The sequence below is a fragment of the Pseudomonas sp. PK-RTE-24 genome (assembly GCF_054052265.1).
Map to the genome: position 1 here is coordinate 483,126 of NZ_CM133224.1, position 18,583 is coordinate 501,708.

An 18,583-nucleotide genomic window follows, 5' to 3' on the forward strand; every position below is an offset into this window, starting at 1 on the left:
CGCTCCCGTCAGCGCGCAGCGATCACGGTGCCGCGACATTCGCCGAAGCCGATCGAGGCAAAACCGTCGCGGGCGCAGCGGGCACGCAGGATGATTTCGTCACCGTCCTCAAGGAATTTGCGCACTTCGCCGGAAGCCAGTTCGATCGGTTTCTTACCGCCCTCGGTAATCTCCAGCAGGCTGCCAAACTGGCCGTTTTCCGGGCCGGACAAAGTGCCCGAACCGAACAGATCGCCGGCCTGCAACTGGCAACCGTTGACGCTGTGATGCGCAACCATTTGCGCGACGGTCCAGTACATGTAGCGGGTGTTGCTCAGGGTCAGGCGATGGGCGGGCAGGTTCTGCTCGCGCATGGTTTCGGTACGCAACAGCACTTCCAGCTCGATGTCGAAGGCGCCGCCATCCTGATCGCGCTTGTCGAGCAGATACGGCAGCGGCTGCGGATCACCTTCAGGGCGGGCCGGTTGCGCCGTGCGGAATGGTTCCAGTGCTTCAGCCGTCACCACCCACGGCGAGACGCTGGTGATGAAACTCTTCGACAGGAATGGGCCGAGTGGCTGGTATTCCCAAGCCTGGATATCCCGCGCCGACCAGTCGTTGAGCAGGCAGAAACCGGCGATGTGCTCGGCAGCGTCACCGATGGCAATCGGCTCGCCCATCTCATTGCCCTGGCCGATCCAGATACCCAGTTCCAGTTCGTAATCCAGACGCGCGCATGGACCGAATACCGGTTCGGTCTGGCCGGCCGGCAGCGTCTGGCCTTTCGGCCGGCGCACGTCGGTGCCGGACGCTCGCACCGTGGAAGCGCGACCGTGGTAACCGATCGGCACGTGCTTGTAGTTCGGCAGCAGCGGGTTATCCGGGCGGAACAGTTTGCCGACGTTCTGCGCGTGCTCGATGCCGACGTAGAAGTCGGTGTAATCGCTGATCCGTGCCGGCAGGTGCATCTGGCAATCGGCAGCCAACGGCAAGAGTTTCGCGCCTTGCGCTTCGATGTTGCCACGCAGGGTGCTGCCTTCACTGAACAGTTCGATCAGGCGTTCGCGCAGGGCAACCCGCGCCTCACGGCCAAGTTCAAAGAACGCGTTCAACTGCCCGCCGTGCATGGCTTCCACCGCACTGCGTGCGACACCGTCGAACAGACCGGCCTCAAGCGCCACCTGCAAATCGAAAATGTGCTCGCCGATCGCTACGCCCGCGCGAGGCGCCGAACCGTCCAGGCTGAACACGCCCAGCGGCAGATTCTGCAAGGGGAAATCGCTGTGACCGTTGGCCGAAGCGACCCAACTGCGGGGGATGGAATTCTGTGTCATGGGTTATCTCCGGGTCGGGTCGAACGTGGCGGGCAGCGTCGCCCAGCAAGCGTCGTAACTGGGTTGCAACTGTGGGCATTCGAGGGCGAAACGACTTGGACGAAGCACCTGGCTGGTCTCGAACATGAAGGCCATGGTGTTATCGATTTTTGCAGGTGCAAGCTCGGCGTTGATCGCCCTGGTGCAGGTTTCGCCGTCCGGGCCGTGGGCGCTCATGCAGCTGTGCAGCGACGCGCCGCCGGGCACGAAGCCTTCGGCCTTGGCGTCGTATTCGCCCTGGATCAGGCCCATGAATTCGTTCATCAGGTTGCGATGGAACCACGGTGGCCGGAAGGTGTTTTCGGCGACCATCCAGCGCGGCGGGAAGATCACGAAATCGAGGTTGGCCAGACCGTGCACGCTGGTCGGCGAGGTCAGTACAGTGAAAATTGAAGGATCAGGGTGATCGAAACTCACCGTGCCGATGGTGTTGAAACGGCGCAGGTCGTATTTGTACGGCACGTTGTTGCCGTGCCAGGCGACCACATTGAGCGGTGAGTGATTGAGTTCGGTGGCCCACAACTGGCCAAGGAATTTCTGCACCAAAGTAGTCGGTTGCTGCAGGTTTTCGTAGGCAGCGACCGGGGTGAGGAAATCCCGTGGATTGGCCAGACCGTTGCTGCCGATCGGCCCCAGATCCGGCAGGCGCAGCGGCGCGCCGTGGTTCTCGGCGAGGTAGCCGCGAGCCTGTGGATCGAGCAGTTCGACGCGAAATTTCAGGCCACGCGGCAGAACGACGATTTCCAGCGGCGCCACTTCGAGTACGCCCAGTTCGGTGGCGATACGCAGGCGACCGAGTTGCGGCACCAGCAGCATTTCCCCATCGGCGTTAAAGAACACACGCTCCATTGAACGGTTGGCGGTGTAGTTATAAATGCTGATGCCGGAAGGTTTTTCGGCGCCAGCATTGGCCGCCATGCTGACCAGACCATCGATGAAATCCGTTGGCTCGGTCGGCAACTCCAGTGGATTCCAGCGCAGGCGATTGGGCGTCACTTCACCCAAAGGTCCGCCGGCCAGTTGCCGTTCCAGTTTGACGAACGCCGGGTGGTTGGCCGACGGCTGAATCCGGTACATCCAGGTGCGCCGCGCTTCGCTGCGCGGCATGGTGAACGCGGTGCCGGAGAACAGCTCGGTATACAGGCCGTACGGGGCTTTCTGCGGGGAATTCTGGCCAACGGGCAGCGCGCCGGGCAACGCTTCAGTGCTGAATTCGTTGCCGAAGCCGGACTGGTAAACCAGGTCCTGCGCGGTTGAATCGGGGTTCATGGAGCCTCCTGAACAGGGAGTCGGCAGTGGCCCATCGCTCTGGCTCAGAGTTCTCGGCACGCCGGGGTTGTTATTATCGTAATCTGATTACGCATAACGTAATTTGCTCGCTATCCAGCGTCAAGCTATAAAGACGCCCATTCGAACCGGAACCGCCAGCCCCATGGAAAAAACCAGCGACAGCAACGGCAAACAGAAAGTCCGCTCCGCCGAAGTCGGCACCGACATCCTCAAGGCTTTGGCCGAGTTGTCACCGTCGACTTCGCTGTCGCGTCTGGCCGAACATGTGCAGATGCCGGCAAGCAAGGTGCATCGCTATTTGCAGGCGTTGATAGCCTCCGGATTTGCCGAACAGAACACCGCCACCAACCATTACGGCCTCGGTCGCGAAGCACTGCGCGTGGGCCTGGCCGCGCTCAACAGCATGGACGTGCTGAAAGTTGCCGCCCTGCCGCTGTCCGAGCTGCGCGATGAACTCAACGAAACCTGCTTTCTCGCGGTGTGGGGCAATCAGGGCGCAACCGTAGTGCACATTGAACCGGCGGTGCGCGCGGTGACGGTGGTGACGCAGTTGGGTTCGGTGCTGCCGCTGCTCAGCTCGTCCACCGGGCTGGTGTTCAGTGCTTACCTGCCGCACCGGGAAACCGATGAATTGCGCGAGCAGGAGATCGCTGTCGAAAAGCATCCCCTCAAGGACGAAAAAGCCTATGCAGCGCTGTGTGAACAGATCCGCGAACGCGGTCTGCATCACGTGCATGGTTTGTTGATGCCGGGTGTGGATGCGCTTTCTGCGCCAGTGTTCAACGCGGTCGGGCAGATCGCTGCGGTGCTGACCATCGTCGGCCCGACCTCACTGTTCCACGCCGACGAAAACGGCCCGGCGGCGCAGCGGTTGTTGGCTGCGACCCGGGCCGTGAGTTGGCGCATGGGTTACGAAAGATAAATCAGACTATGAGCGCTCGAAACGGCTCAGCGAACCGTGGTCTTGCTTAATGCAGACTCAGCCTCTTGCATCAGTGACTTGAAGAACCCGATCAGTTCATCGGCGGGGTCTTCATGGCCGGTGTAATACGTAACCAGCTCCGCGACCGTGCGGGCGTCTTCAAACAGACTGAGAAACGAGCGTTGCGCACGGGTAAGTTCTTTAGCCGGCGCCCCCGCCGCTGCAGCCTGACCCAATGTCAGCAGTCCGCTCAATACATCCTGCACATGCCCCAGCGCGGCGGAATAATCACCGCGCCGGTGCGACTGAGACGCGTCGTAGATGCTTTTCATCACCTGCACAGCCACCACCACAGTGCCTACGGGTGGCACCAGCAGGCTGACAATGTTTGCGGCCTTCAACAGATTTTCATAAACCACACTGGCGATTATTTCGTTGAGACTGGTGGTCCGTTCGTCGATGTCACTCAATACACGGCGCACTCGCTCGTCATGGAAAGTGAACAGATCGGGCAGTAACGAACGCTGCTGTGTGCGAATGACCGGTCGGGTATCAACCGTTGCGACCAGATTATCGAAGTAGTCATTGGTCACTTTCTGGTCAACCAGCAGTATCCGCTCGCTGTAATAGCTCCTGAATGGGCCTTTTCGAAAACGAATCGAAGGAATGAACTCAGCGATCGGTCGGAAGTTGACTTGATCCGGTGCGTCAGGCGTATAGAGCAAGTCGAAGAAACCTGACGACAACTTCAGTCGAAAAATATAAACGCCGCCAACCGCGCGGTCCCCAGGAGTCGTCAGACCCAGCGCGCCAATATTGAATTTGTACAGCCCGATATCACCTTCGGCGGTGCTGGTCCCTACCGACTGATAACCGCCACTCTCTTTCAGGTTATCGATGACCCCTTGGACAGCAGAGAAAGACTCTGTCGATAATCTGCCGTTGGTGAAATCGGCAAACGCATTGCGATACATCTCACAGCGGATTTTCCGGGCGTGTACCGCGCGCTTGAAAGCGTGATCAGGATGAGCCTTGTTCAGATATTGCTCTTCCAGCATCGCGCTGTATCGGTCACCAGGGCGGAAGGTTTTCGATAGCGAAGACAAATCCCGGATATCCAGTTTTTCAACGAGGGGATGTCCATTCACCAAGTAATATTTGGGGCTGTACTTGGTTTCATAGGCCGGATGCACCGCTTCGAAAGCGAGTCCCTCAAGCAAGACGTCGGTAACGCTCTTACGAAACTCTTCGGTCTGAATAATGATCTGGTCGGGATTGACCGAAATGTTGCTGCCGCGCGAACGCAACAGGTCTTCTATCTGGGCTTTCACCGCGTCATAGGTGAACTGCTCGAATGTCGGAAAACCATTGTCTCTTGCATCAACCGTGGACAGCGCCTTGAGTTCGGTTGTCAGACGCGAATAGCGCTTGCGCCCCTCAATGCCAAGCGCCCGATAAGCTGCCGGTGCAATGGCCTTGTGCAGCGCAACTTCGGCTCGGTAGGCGACATTTACGTAGTCCGCCAAAGGTGCCTTGGCGTTCAGATAAAGATCGACCGGCCGGCTATCAAGCGTGTAGCGGTAGCTCAGTTGAGTACCAGCGCTGCCAAGCAACTCACCCGCCTCGTGCAGGTAGTCGGGATGGATCACCAATGCGGCGTATTCACGATCCGCCGACAATGCCGACTCCAGCCAGCGGTTCGCCGCGTAGATATCGGAAAATTTCTGCAGTTCGAATTGCCCGTCAGCTGTTTTGACCAACATCAGCGACGGTGCGTATTCTTTGGCCGAAATCATCAGAACATCTTTCAATGCTGGGACTTGCAGCCTGATTTTCAAGCCCTGAATAGTCACCGCAGGGTCGTTGGCCATGGCTCGCGCGATGATGTTCGCATCGGTGGAATCCAGCTTCCCGGACTGGCGAGCTACAAAAACTGCAAACTCCATCTGGCTGAAGAGATAGTTGCGATAGGCCTCCTGCCAAGCAACCGACGGCGAGTATGCAAGACTGCCGGTAAACTCCAGGCGCAGGTTACGATTTTCCAGCCACTGCTCGAGCGCTACTGCCGTCAGCCGACTTCCGTCGGGAGCGCCGATGATGGTCAGAGTCGCTTTGTAACCATTGTCGTGCAGACCGAAAACAAGAAACTCCGTCAGCGTCCGGGTTTCTTCCTGTTCGATGGTCCGTCCGGCAACTTGCAAAGTGTACGAGCTATGGACACTGATCGCTTCTGGATCCAGACGTTGGTCAAAGGCCCTCTGCGCCCATGCGGCGAACGTGCGCAGCACATAGTCCTTGAAAGAAAAACACGTATCGAACGCGCTCGAATATGCAGCCTCATACTGGTCTTTGGATTCTTCAAGCTCGCTATAACGTTGTTGAACATCGCTACCAGCGGCATGCAGCCAAAGCGGCCAGTCGGTGCGCTTCAGTGCCGCCCAGAGCAGATAGAAACGGGTGTCGATGCCGTAACGCAGCACATGCAGGCCTTGATTCTCTTGAAGCATGGAGATCAGTGGTTTTTCCAGTTGTTCCCGGCCACTGATCAAGGATGAAACATTTTCAAGCTGACCTTTGAGGTGAGTGTCGACACAAAAGACATGAGGACTTTGCGTGGCTTTCGGGTAACTGATCTGCTCGCTACGCAGGGAAAGTCTCTGCTGAAGTTTGCTGTGCAAATCGGTATTTCTTTCAAAGAACTCGAAGCCGTTTTCCGGCGTGTGCAGCAGATAGGAAGTCGACTCGTTGACCAGTTGCATCTCTGCGACCGCACGCTCGGCGTTGTCCAGAACGAAACAGGGCTGGCGCACCAGAAGATAATCCTGTGCCGGTTGCAGGTTGACTTCAAACGCTGCGCGACCGGCATCTGCTTCCAGCAGATGAGCGAATCGCTCGCCCAATCGGGCATCGAAGTTGTTGGCCATGACCGACAGCGACAGCTCTGCACCGGTGACCACGGCATAGGCCTTGATGAAAGCCTGTTTGTTCGACAGCGGTGCATTGTCGGCATGGACGGGTTTCGCTGGCGCAGCCCAGAACTTTGCGATCTCGGCTCGCAATGTTTTTTCCAGTCCGGCAGTTACAGCAGCGATCAGATCTTCAACAACAATGGTATTGAGCACCTTGACTTTGAATTGCTCACTGAACGTATCCGGCAGAACAAAAACCCCATCACCACCCATAATATAGGCAGGACTTATATGGTTATTCAGACAATGAACCGTCACCTCCCAAAGAGTGCCTGATGGCCGATTTTCATCGGCAGGGAAAGCAGGATCCGTATTGATATAGACCTTGTCGATATCAACTGTTTTGCCCAGACGCTTCAATTCACCCTCAAGCATGCTGCGCAGAATATCCAGCACGCTCGGCATGGCGTCGATGATCTTGAACAGATCTATTTTAGCCTGTGTTGCCTTTTCCCACTCTTCCCGCCAGGTAACCTGCTCACCGAAAGAACCACGCATCAAACTTTTATATAACTTGGCCACAAACTTTCCTTACTTGATTATCCAGAGCTGCAAGTGCAGCCACCGCCGATAATTGCAAGGTAGTTTCTTTTTCAGCCGACATGAAGCTCGAACAAATTACAAAACATGCCACCCAACAACGAACACCATGTTGTGCTACTGAAATTTACAAAACTAAACCAGTATCCCCATCAACTTGGCTTTCGCCACAGCCTGGGTTCTGCGTTCCACACCCAACTTACCGTTAATCCTCCTCGCATGAGTTTTTACTGTATGTAATGAAATAAACAGTTGTTCGGCAACTTGCTGATTAGAAGCCCCTTGAGCAATCAACATCAGCACTTCCCGTTCGCGCCGACTGAGGCCAGGCGCCTGTTCATCGTTATCCCGTGGCCAGGCAGAGACCTCCTTGCCAGCCCCAGTGAGGCTACCTCGGCGTAATTCCCACTCGCGCACGGCTTGCTGCAATCGGCAACGCTGCGCCAGCGTTGCGGCTCGCTGGAACGCTTGCTGCGCCGCCACCGTGTCACCGTGCGCCTCGGCCAACTGGGCGAAGGCCAGCAACAATTCCGTTTCCGCCGCCAACATGCCTTTGGCCTGAGCGCGCTTCAACAATCGCTCAATGGTTGGCAAAGCGCTTTCGTCCGGGACCGATTGCGCATTCGCGCAGGCCAGCAGGTATTCGATGCGAATAATCAGTTCGAACGTCGCGGGTGGCGCCTGCAACGCCGAAGGTCCCCGGTAATGCCGTAACAGTCGGCTCAACGCTTCTTGCACAAGATGCGGTCGGCCCTGCTGCAACCAGAACTGGCTGCTCACCTGCAACACAACACCGCGATAGACCGTATCGGGAATCTGCCGTTGCTGCATGACCCTTTCGGCCTCGCGCAGGCGTTCGAAAGCGCCGGCATAATCGCCGCGATTGCCGGCCAGTTGCGCTTGCCCGAGGTAGCCGTACAAGACCCTCTTGTCCTGGCTGCGCAAGCAATCTTCAAGGCCCTGGCTGAACAACTGCGCAGCCTGCTCTTCAAGGCCCATGCACAGCGCCAGTCGTCCGCGCCGCAGGGCAATCCGGCCGAGCAGTGGCACGGGCAGCGTGGCGCGCTGGCGCAGCAAGTGCTCGATCTCCACCAGCAGGCTTTCGGCACGCAAAGGCGCGCCCCGCTGCTCGAGCCATTGCGCATGGTCAAGCTCAAGCAAGCCTTCGAACAGCAAGGAGCCATGAGCCCGCGCCAGGCACAGCGCCTCGCGGTTGAGGGCATGTGCCTGATCCAGCTCGCCGCACAGTAACGCCTGCTGGGTCAGTCCCGACAGGCACATCAAACGCGCCTGCCAGGCACCGTCAGCCAGTGCAGACAAAGCCTCCTGAAAGCAGGCGCGTGCCGGCTCCATTTGCCCTTGCAGGTGAAACAGCCATCCCTGTTGCGCCTGCCAGCGGGCCAGCAGTTGCTGCTCCAGTTGCGCTGTCGGCTGCGGCATGAAGCGGCCGAGATGAGCCAGGCATTGCCCGGCCTGTTCGAACCGGCCGGCAAACAATAAGGCGCCCGTGACCAGCACGATCAGCTGTGGTGTCATCAGGGTCAGCTGCTGGCTTTGCTGCTCGTGCAAACGCAACAGCAGGACGACGGTCTGGTCTTCGAACAAGTCTTCGAAGCCGAAATGCTGCAACAGGCTGACGGCAGTTTCGTATTCCTCGGCCAACAACGCTTGCTCGAACGCCGCTCGCCAATCCTGCGTCGCGCTGAACCACTGACAGGCGCGCCGGTGCCAGGAACGCGCACACGGCCAGTGCGACTCCTGGATGATTCGCGACAGCGGGCGGAACACCTGGAGCCAGTCAGCGGACGCTTGCCAAGGCTCGATGAAGCAGCCCAGCACTTGCAGATCACGCAGCAGCTGAGCGCCTTCGCCAGGGCCGAACAAATGCTCGCATAACGGCGCGTTGAACCGTGGCAGGTGAGCCAGCACACGCCATGCCTCGTCCTGCTCCGGCGTCAGGTTGCTGAACAGTTCATGCTGCAGATAATCGAGCAGAGTGTCGACACGCTGCTGCGGTTGCAGGTTTTGCGACCAGTCGCATTTCTGCAGGAGCGCCATGCGCGACCCCGCGCACCAACCGCCAGTACGCTGGATGATACGGGTGGCGACGCGGTCCGCCTGGTCAGGCGGCAAATGGTGCAACACCGATACAACTTCATCGTGAGTCAGCGCCAGGCTGGCACTCTCGAATTCGTAGAGTTCGTCATCGAGCAACAGGCGCGGCCAGTTGCACTGCGGCCGGCGGCGAGTGCTGATCCACCAGGTGAGCGCCGGGCTGCTGACCGCCAGCAAGCGATCCAGCAGAGCATCCACAGCCGGATCCGGCAGCCGACTGTAATCGTCGATAAACAGCGACGTCGGCCTCGACCAATGGGCCAGCTCCGCCATCAGTTGCGTATCGTCAAGGCCTTCGACCAGCCCGAGCGCCCGCGTCAGACGCAGGCAGAATTCTTCGCTGCTGAGCGTCGCTCCCGCCAGCGGCAGCCAGATTGCCTCGCACTCCGCGCGCACCTGAAGGAGACATTCGGTGAGCAGTGCGGTTTTGCCGCTGCCTGCGGGCGCGCACAACAGCCTGACCCGTGCGTTCGATGTCAGCAAAGGTGCGCTCAAACGGCTGCGAGGTTGATGATGCGAAGAAAGCCTGGGCAAAAATCCGGGTCGATCCAGGCACGGGGTCATGGCGGTCATCGGGTGAGCCTTCTTATCGTTGTGCGCTCACCCTAGCCCTCTCCCGCGCCCTTGTTGACGAGTATTCAGCACGCTGATTGATGGCCATAAAAAAGGCGACCGTGCGGTCGCCTTTTGTCCAGCGGTACAGCAGAGCCGTTAGCGCACGCCCTCGGCGCGCAGGGCCGAAGGTGTGTAATCGGCAGCCTTGGCTTCAAAACCGAATTCGAAGCTGTGCTTCTCTTCGTTCTTCATGCCCAACGCAATGTAGCGGCCGGCAATGATGTCGTAGAGCGCTTCCAGCGTGTAAGCCTGAGCCTGATGATCGTAGTAGTACTGCGCGTGACCTTCGGCAACGCGCCACAGTTGCCCGCGACCGTCGTAGTGATCGGCCAGTGCCACTTGCCAGCTGTCCTCGTCGATGTACATGTGGCGCTTGGCGTAGATGTGCCGCTCGTTCGGTTTCACCGTGCCGATCACTTCCCAGACGCGGTGCAGTTCGTAACGGGTCAGGTCCTGATTGATGTGCCCGGCCTTGACGATGTCGTCGTACTTGAGCTTCGGCGAGTCGAGCTTGTAGCTGTTGTAGGGAATGTACATTTCCTTCTTGCCGACCAGTTTCCAGTCATAGCGATCCGGAGCACCGGAGAACATGTCGAAGTTGTCGGAAGTCCTCAGGCCATCGGCCGCTGTACCCGGGCCGTCATAGGCCACTTGCGGTGCGCGCCGGACCCGGCGCTGACCGGCGTTGTAGATCCACGCCAGACGCGGTTCCTTCACCTGATCGAGAGTTTCGTGCACCAGCAGCACGTTACCGGCCAGCCGCGCCGGGGCGGTCACCGATTGCTTGAAGAAGGTCAGTACGTTGGCGGCTTTATCCGGGTCGATGTCTTTCATCAGTTGCGGCACGGCGATCTCTTCTTCGAAGCGGATCGGCGTGTAGCTGCCGTTGGTCTGCGGTGTGACCTGAGTGATGATCCGCCGCAGATTGCCGCCGTGGTAGCGGGTGATGTGGTTCCACAGCACCTCGACGCCGTTCTTCGGAATCGGGAAGGCGTAGTAGCGGTTGCCGGTGAAATTGGCCAGGCCGTTGCCATCGTTGATTGCGTTGACGTTCAGCGCGCTGCGCTTGGCCGACTCGTAGATTTCCGCTGGCGCCCCCACGGTGCGGTGGGTCGGGTAGACCGGGATCTTGTAGGTTTCCGGGTAACGTTTGAACATCGCCACCTGGCCATCGGAGAGCTTGCCTTTGTACTGTTCGACGTTCGCGGCGGTGATGGTGAACAACGGTTTTTCGTTGGCAAACGGGTCGGCGAGGAAGCCCTTGCTGTCCACCGCACCGGCGTTTTTCGGGATGCCGCCGGTCCAGGCCGGGATCGAACCGTCCGCATTGCCGGCCTTCTCAGCGCCGAGCGGGGTCAGGCTGGTGCCAAGTTTGTTCGCCTCATCCGGCGACACCGCCGCCATTACGTTGGCGGCCAGCAGACTCAAGGCCAGCACGCCACATTGCAGAATCGTTTTGCGCATTGCAGTCATCCTTCTCGGGCAGATCAGAAGTTCACGCCGAAGCTCAGGGCCACGAAGTCACGGTCTTCGAGGACGTTGTAGTCGCCACCGAAAAAGTCGGTGTAACTCAGGCTTGCGGTGTAGGTGTTGCGGTAGTCGGCATCGACGCCGAAGCTGATGGCTTTCGCACCTTCGTTGAACAGACCGTTGGGGCCGTAACCGGCGACGTCATGGGACCACGACAGGTTGGGCTTGAGGTTGATCCCGCCGATGACGTTGGCGTAATCGAGAATCGCCCGGGCGCGATAGCCCCACGAAGTCGAGGTGACGAAGCCGTCGGTATCGCCGCCGAAACCATACTGGCCGTAGACCGAATCACGGCCATAACGCAGCTCACTGCGTGACTCCAGACCACCGACATGCACCACCGCTGCTTCGCCGACCACAGTCAAGCGTTCGGCGCCGAGCACCTGATCGAAGAAGTGTGTGAGGGTGCTCTGGATTTGCGTGACTTCCTTGCGCCGGTAGCCTTTGTTGTCGGCACCCGGCGAAGTGGCGAGTGGCGATGCGGTGCCGCCGGCAATCGGATTGACCAGCGCCAGGGTCAGGTCGTTGGTGTTGACCTGCACCGGCGCGTTCGGCCGGTAGCTGATCTCGCCGGTCCATGCGGTGCCGGTGGGCAGGGTGGTGGAGAAACTCGCGCCGTACAGGCGAATGTCTTCCGGATATTCGAGGTAATACTGACCGCGCCCGAGCATCACGCTCTGCGCCAGCCCCGCACCGCTGCCAGGCGCAAGGCCGTTCGCAATGCCGACCATGCCTGGCAACGCCGCCAGTGTCGACAGCCCCGCCGTGGTGGTGCCGACCGTCGGCGTACGGCTGTGGTAGTTCATGAAGTAGAGGCCGTACTCGGTGTCGTCGCCGAGCCAGCGCAGCGCCGTGCCCCACTGCCCGGAATCGCGCGCATCACGATCGCCGCCACGGGGGATCACCACGCCCTCCCGGGTGACCTGGATGCCTTGGCCGAACGCGGTGGTCAGCGGCACCAGTGGCGCCACCGCTGGGCTGCCGACGGTGTAGCCGTTGTTGCAACCGTCCGCCGCCACGTCGACGCCGAAGAACGTGCCGCAGTTGTCGAGAACGGTCTGGTCCCACTCCAGTTGGTAGAAGCCTTCGACCGAGAGTTTGTCGGTCAGGCTCTGCGAACCAAACAGCATGTTCACCGGAATCAGGCCTTCCTTGATCTCGGCACCGGGACGGCGGAATGCCGAGACGTCGACCGGGTTGATGCTGTTGATCGAGTTGCCGATGAAGGTACTTTCGCCCCAGCTCACCACCTGCTTGCCGGCCCGCACGGTGCCGGGCAAATCGGCGATGGCGTAGTTGTGATAGACGAAGGCATCGAGGATCTGCGCGCCGGAAGACTTGGCGCCTTCCTTGCGGCCGCTGTCGCTGATCTGTTTGAACTCGCGGTCTTCGTCCTTGAGTTCGAAGTCGTACCAGTATTTGCCCCGCACGAACATGCCGGTATCACCGTACTTCAGTTCGAGGTCATGGATGCCCTTGAAGATCTTCGAAAAGGTTTCGCCCTTCTTGAAATTCAGGCGCCCGTCATCACCGGTGGACGATTGTCCGCTGCCGCCATTGACCGTGCCGACCAGCGAGTTGTCGGCATCGCGCAGACCCCAGCTCGCGCCGACCGAAAGTGACGAGTCGAAGGTGCCTTCGATTTCGCCGATGTTGAAGGCGACCGCGTGCGCCTGGGCGCCGCAACCCAGAGCCACCGCAGCGGCCAGCGCCTGCGGTGTGAAGATGGCGCGCATTGTTGTTTTTGTCATGCGTCTTCCCCGGTGAGTGACAGAAGGCCCCACCCTACTGCCGGGTGAAGCGGTCGATAAGCGCACCAAGGAGGTATTTGCGTTGTCGCTCGAAAGGATGAATGGCCTTGTACGGCGGGGCCTGGGCGGTTCATGGACTGGCTGGATAGCGCGTCATCAGCGCCATCCATGCGCACGCCACTGTTGCGCGCCCCGTAACAGTGCATGTCTGGAATCGGTATTTTTCCTACAGGCTTGAGACCTTATTCTGAGCGCGCTTTCCTCGGCACACGCCGCAAAGCGCCAAGCTCGCCACGCTGAATCGCGAGCGACTGGCTACAGATTCTGGATAAATCGATGTTTTCGGTTTACCGCCCCGGTGTTCACTGACGTTGATTTGTAGCTCCTTGATCCAACGTCTTACCTTGGCCGCTGCGTTTGCAGCGGCCTTTTTTATGGGCGTTTAAAAAGGCTGGTTAGCGGTTCGGGAGCGCTTCCGATCAGCGCGTCAGACATTTCTTCGAAGCTCGGACGAATTCCCTCTGCATCGATGAAAACCCGCGAAAACCCTTTCGACATAACGCCCTGTTACCGACGGGCTTCTCGGATTTGATTACCGCCACTCTGATGTAACTTGAAACACCTCAACCATTCGCTGGTGACACGGATGTCATCGCCACCCGTGCGCACTTTCGAGCGAGTGAAAACGCACATTCACAAGGATATGAATATGCCAAAGCCTCCACCGTTAGAACTGGATCCGCGCCAGCGTGACATTGCCGAAGCGGTGCGCCGGGAGCAGGAAGAAATCCGCGTACGCGAACAGGCGCGTCTGGCCGCGTTGGCGGAGAAACAGCGTCGGGATACCGAACAGGCTCGACTGGCGGCTGAGACCGCGCGCCTGAATGCTGAGGCTGAAGCTCGGAAGAAAGAGCGGCTGGCTGAGTTGAAAATCGCCCAGGCCGAGGCACAAGCCAAAGCTGAAGCAGCGGCGCTGGCCAATGCGGCAGAACAGGCTCGGTTACAGGAGGAACGCAAGCATGTCTTTCCGGCTTATGGAGCAGTGGCCCGCAACGGCCCGGCCGTTTCTTTCGCTTCGACAGCCGTCCCGCTCGGCCCGGCTACCTCGGCGGGAATACTCAATGCGCTACGTACGGCAAAAGCGACCCTGACAGCGACGGGCACGACGCTGTTCGGCAGTCCGGTACTGATGGGATTCGCAGCACTGTTGATGCCGTCACCTCTGGGCAACGGCGAACGCTTTGCGATGAGCGTTCCACTGGCCGAGTTGTCGTCCGAGCCGGCCGAGACGCTGCGTGAAATCGCAGACCGGCAGGGCACTTTGGAGATGCAGGTCGGGCTAGGGGTCAGGCGACTCGGGGCTGGCACGCAAGTGTTCGTCGCTACGAGTGATGACTTCCATATTCGCTCAAGTGTGATGGTCCTCAATGCCGCATACGATTTGCTCAACGACGTATACCAGGTCGCGCTATCGAACTCGCCCACCGACTTGCTGACCTGGACTCCGGCTATCTCGCCGGGAGACCAATCGACCGCCTTGCCAATAGCGGATACCGATTCGCCCGCCTATTCCGGCGCTTCCATTTTTCCGGTTGAAGGGCTGCTGGATCTGAACCCGATCCTGGTCGAAGGCTGGGATCGATTCATCATCGTGTTTCCGGCTGATTCGGGGATAGAGCCGCTTTATGTGGTGTTCAGTAGTCCTTATGAGGGGGCAACCGAAAAGGGAAAGCACAGCGGGCGTGGTTTCAACCCAGACGAGACTGGAGATGAAATGACATAGTCACTGTGTTCGCGTTACTTCAGGCAACGCCACATCTGGACATGATGATCAGACGCCACAATCGAGACCTGATCAACGAGTATGGGACCCTGGAAGCGTCGTACTCTCGGCTCTTCGCTGCCGGGATTTTGCTGGAGGGGGAAAAGGGCCTCGCTATCAAAGGACCTAACTGGAAGCCGCCCAAGTTCATGACAGAACAAAGATACATTTGAAAACTGGAGCCACCAGCCGCGAAGGCTGGTGGCTCCGTTACCTTCAAATCGAATACTTCTGCAAATTCGCCATCATTTCCTTCAACGCTTCAATATTGTCCTTCGGATGCGCCGCCCCTTCGAAATCACAAATCTGCTGCCAGTGCGCCGCGACGTCTTCCGGCGAGAACCCCTCGCGCGGATCGAAGCCGGCACCGAGGCTGCGCTCCCAGCGCACCTTGCCCATCCAGCCGCCGCCGACTTCGAACAGGCCGGACGTTTCCTGGCATTGCTCGCTGGCCAGATACACCACCAGCGGGCTGACCAGTTCCGGCTTCAGTTGCTCGAATACTTGCGGCGGGATCAGGCCCTCGGTCATGCGCGTGCCGCCGGTCGGGGCGATGGCGTTGACCAGAATGTTGTTCTTGCGTCCTTCGATCGCCAGCGTTCGGGTCAACCCGTACAGCCCGAGTTTGGCCATGCCGTAGTTGGATTGGCCGAAATTGCCATAGATGCCTGAAGTCGATGCAGTGAAAATCACGCGACCGTAGTTTTGCTCGCGCAGATGCGGCCAGGCGGCACGGGTAACCTTGTAGGCGCCTTCGACGTGGACGCGATAGACCAGATCCCAGTCGGCGTCGTCCATCTTGTGAAACGACTTGTCGCGCAGGATCCCGGCATTGTTGACTACGACGTCGACGCGGCCGAAGGCATCAAGGGCGTTCTGTACCAGTTTGTCGCCGTCAGTCACCGAGTCGTGGTTGGCTTCGGCAATACCGCCGGCCTCGCGGATTTGCGCCACTACGCGGTCGGCAGCCGAAGCGTTGGCGCCCTCGCCCTGCGTCGAGCCACCGAGATCGTTGACCAGCACTTTGGCGCCCTGCCTGGCGAACAGCAGCGCATGCGCACGACCGAGGCCGCCACCGGCGCCGGTCACTATCACGACTTTATCTTCGAAACGCACAGGTTCATTCATCGCGGCAACTCCAGCAGGCCAAGGGATATTGCCCCGAGTGTCAGGCACGGCGCTTTGGGTCACAACGAACACGGCTGCGGCTGAATGGTGGGCGATAAGGCTGAGGGATGATCGAGTGTCAGGACGCCGAGAGCCCGTGCTCTCGGCGAGAATCAGGAGTACGCCACTTTGCGCGGAGGCAATACCAGACGATCGCGGAACGCCAGATAGTGCTTGAGTACCAGCACCGGCGCCTCGGTTTGCGGATAGTGGCCGATGCCGGGTAAGAGCACGGTGTCTGCATCAGGGATCAGTTCGCGATATCGCTCGACCATGTGCACGCCGGAGATCGGGTCAAATGCGCCGTCGATCACCCGCAAGGGAATGTCACCCTGCTGCATGGCCGTCACCCAGCGCTCACGTTGCACCCGGCGCTCGGGGATATAAGTGATCAATTTATGCAGGATGCGCGGGCCATGGTTGCTGTCGACCAGACTCCAGTAATCATCCAGTTCGCTTTCAGTCGGCTGGGTCTGCGGGCCGAAGATCTGCCGGAAACCTTTGACCAACGCCTCACGACTGAATGCGCGACCAAGCAGCCAGCCAATCGGACTGAGCAGCAGTTTCTGCATCAGCAGTGGACGATGAGTTTCCGGAAACAGACCGCCATTAAGGAATACGCAACTGGCCACTTCAATGCGCTTTTCGTAGTGCCGCGCGAGCAGTTCCTGAGCAACGCTGTCGCCATAGTCGTGGGCAAGAATATGCACCGCTTGTTCAACCTGCAGATGGGCGAGCAGCGCCTGTTGCAGATCGGCCTGTTCCAGCAGGCTATAGGTGTGATTGCGCGGTTTTGCCGAATCGCCGAAACCGAGCATATCGCAGGCGATCACCTGATAACGCTGGGCCAGTGGCTGCCACAGGTAATGCCAATCCCAACTGGCGGTGGGGAAACCGTGAATCAACAACAGCGGTTCACCCTGCCCGACTGTCCAGTAGCGGATCGACTGGCCACGAAAGACAAAAGTCCGGCTGCGCTTGCGCCAGACACACAAAGGAATCTCGGCAAGTGGCATTAGAATTTATACCCCGGATCCTGCAGGTCGAGTTTGCGCAGCAGCGCCGGCCACGCCAGCGCGCCGCCCATGCCCTGCGCGCTCTTGGTGACGCCGGCAATCATCGCTTTGGCGCCGGCGAGAATCTGCGGTTCGATGGCGATCAGTTCGGTCCCTCCAGTCTGCGCCATGACCTGAATGTCGCAGGCCCGCTGGAAAGTGAACATCATCAGAAAAGTGTCGGCGATAGTCCCGCCGCAGGTGAGCAGACCGTGGTTGTGCAGCATGAGGAAACTGTTGTCGCCAAGATCGGCTTGCAGGCGCGCCTTTTCTTCATGATTCAGGGCCACGCCCTCGTAGGCGTGATAGGCCAGGCTCGACAACACGAACAACGACTGTTGACTGATCGGCAACACCCCCTGCCTTTGCGCCGACACTGCAACGCCTGACGCAGTGTGCGTATGCAGCACGCAAACCACATCGTGGCGCACTTCGTGGACGGCGCTGTGAATGGTGTAGCCGGCGGGGTTGATTTCGTAGGGGCTGTCCATGAGTTTGTTGCCGGCCTGATCGACTTTCACCAGGCTTGAGGCGGTAATCTCGTGGAACATCAGGCCAAACGGATTGATCAGGAAATCTTCGGTGCCGGGCACCTTGGCCGAGATATGCGTGAAGATCAGATCGTCCCAGCCGTGCAGCGCCACCAGACGGTAACAGGCGGCAAGATCAACGCGGGTCTGCCACTCGGCAGCGCTGACCTGATCTTTGACGTTCGGCGACGATTGGACGGGGGCTACGCTCACTGTATGCACCTCTGCGTTCTTCTTGTTCTGCTCGTGTCAGCAGTCTAGTCAGGCGCAGGGCATCGCGTAGTTGCATTGGCAGCCAGCTTGATGACTGAACGAGTCAGCCGGGCAAACAGCCTGGATCCGTTGCAATTCAACAACGCTTGGAAGGTGCAGCGATTATTGCCCGCAATCAGCCCTTGAGCGCTTCGATCAACTGCGCCAGCCACGGCTCGGCATCGGTTTCCGGCGTGACGCTTTCGCTGGCGTCGATGCGCAACATTTCCTGAACCTCGTTTACGCCCAGTTCGGCAAACAGTTCGCGCATCTGCTCGCCACCGCCGCAGAAGGTGTCGCCGTAGCTGGCATCACCGAGGGCAATCACCGCGCCGGGCAGGCCCCGCAACGAAGCAGGCAACTGATCGCGCAGCATCGAATACAACGGTTGCAGGTTGTCCGGCAGCTCGCCCATGCCAGTGGTCGAAGTGACGGCCAAAAGAGCCTCAGGAGCGAACGCCTGAATATCGGCCAGCGCGGCCCGCGAGTTGTAGAAGGTTTCAAAGCCGGCGGCTTTCAGCAGGTTCTGGGCGTGGCGGGCGACTTCTTCGGCGGTGCCGTAGACCGAACCTGAGAGGATGGCGACTTTCATCAATCTGATCCTGGAACTGAAAAAAAAGAGTCGCGATAGTAACAGCCCATGCCGCGAAGTTGCGATTGGCTCTCAATGGAA

General features: G+C 59.2%; 12 protein-coding genes. 2 read left to right on the forward strand and 10 right to left on the reverse strand.

Translation table 11 applies throughout. From position 1 onward, the window contains the following. Positions 1–8: 8 nt before the first annotated feature. Both fahA and hmgA read right to left on the reverse strand, forming a co-directional pair. Positions 9–1,313: a fumarylacetoacetase gene (gene fahA, locus ACV8MC_RS02200; RefSeq protein ID WP_041479662.1), complete on the reverse strand. Its 1,305-nt coding sequence runs from the start codon at positions 1,311–1,313 to the stop codon at positions 9–11. Positions 1,314–1,316: 3 nt separating this feature from the next. After that, complete coding sequence (gene hmgA / locus ACV8MC_RS02205) at positions 1,317–2,621, reverse strand: homogentisate 1,2-dioxygenase (RefSeq protein ID WP_323621681.1); 1,305 nt, start codon at positions 2,619–2,621, stop codon at positions 1,317–1,319. 163 nt (positions 2,622–2,784) lie between these two features. Here hmgA and ACV8MC_RS02210 point away from each other — a divergent pair, with 163 nt between their 5' ends. Continuing rightward, the gene (locus ACV8MC_RS02210) at positions 2,785–3,564 is read left to right on the forward strand and encodes an IclR family transcriptional regulator (RefSeq protein ID WP_056782991.1); all 780 of its coding nucleotides are present in this window, start codon (positions 2,785–2,787) and stop codon (positions 3,562–3,564) included. A gap of 26 nt (positions 3,565–3,590) precedes the next feature. On the opposite strand, the gene ACV8MC_RS02215 is transcribed toward ACV8MC_RS02210, so the two are convergent. From ACV8MC_RS02215 to ACV8MC_RS02230, 4 genes are all read right to left on the reverse strand, one after another. After that, positions 3,591–7,055, reverse strand: coding sequence for a dermonecrotic toxin domain-containing protein (locus ACV8MC_RS02215; protein WP_457264333.1), 3,465 nt, complete (start codon positions 7,053–7,055; stop codon positions 3,591–3,593). Between the two features lie 153 nt (positions 7,056–7,208). Next, a complete protein-coding gene (locus tag ACV8MC_RS02220) occupies positions 7,209–9,584 on the reverse strand; it encodes a LuxR C-terminal-related transcriptional regulator (RefSeq protein ID WP_457264334.1) in 2,376 nt (791 codons plus the stop codon). A 315-nt stretch (positions 9,585–9,899) separates the two neighbouring features. Beyond that, positions 9,900–11,267, reverse strand: coding sequence for a DUF1329 domain-containing protein (locus tag ACV8MC_RS02225; protein ID WP_457264336.1), 1,368 nt, complete (start codon positions 11,265–11,267; stop codon positions 9,900–9,902). A 23-nt stretch (positions 11,268–11,290) separates the two neighbouring features. Next, positions 11,291–13,084 (reverse strand): DUF1302 domain-containing protein, encoded by a 1,794-nt coding sequence (locus tag ACV8MC_RS02230; RefSeq protein WP_457264338.1) that lies wholly within the window; start codon positions 13,082–13,084, stop codon positions 11,291–11,293. Between the two features lie 709 nt (positions 13,085–13,793). Between ACV8MC_RS02230 and ACV8MC_RS02235 the strand changes: the two genes are divergently transcribed. Continuing rightward, entirely contained in the window at positions 13,794–14,867 is a 1,074-nt protein-coding gene (locus tag ACV8MC_RS02235) for an S-type pyocin domain-containing protein (RefSeq protein ID WP_457264340.1), read from the forward strand. A gap of 255 nt (positions 14,868–15,122) precedes the next feature. On the opposite strand, the gene ACV8MC_RS02240 is transcribed toward ACV8MC_RS02235, so the two are convergent. From ACV8MC_RS02240 to ACV8MC_RS02255, 4 genes are all read right to left on the reverse strand, one after another. Beyond that, positions 15,123–16,034 carry an SDR family oxidoreductase gene (locus ACV8MC_RS02240; RefSeq protein WP_041478004.1) on the reverse strand — a complete coding sequence of 304 codons (912 nt, stop codon included), beginning with the start codon at positions 16,032–16,034 and terminating at the stop codon, positions 15,123–15,125. Between the two features lie 152 nt (positions 16,035–16,186). Then, positions 16,187–17,089 (reverse strand): alpha/beta fold hydrolase, encoded by a 903-nt coding sequence (locus ACV8MC_RS02245; RefSeq protein ID WP_150636130.1) that lies wholly within the window; start codon positions 17,087–17,089, stop codon positions 16,187–16,189. Beyond that, a complete protein-coding gene (locus tag ACV8MC_RS02250) occupies positions 17,089–17,871 on the reverse strand; it encodes a class II aldolase/adducin family protein (RefSeq protein WP_041478002.1) in 783 nt (260 codons plus the stop codon). Before ACV8MC_RS02250 ends, ACV8MC_RS02245 begins: the two co-directional genes overlap by 1 nt. A gap of 175 nt (positions 17,872–18,046) precedes the next feature. Next, entirely contained in the window at positions 18,047–18,502 is a 456-nt protein-coding gene (locus ACV8MC_RS02255; protein ID WP_041478001.1) for a flavodoxin, read from the reverse strand. Between the last annotated feature and the right edge of the window lie 81 nt (positions 18,503–18,583).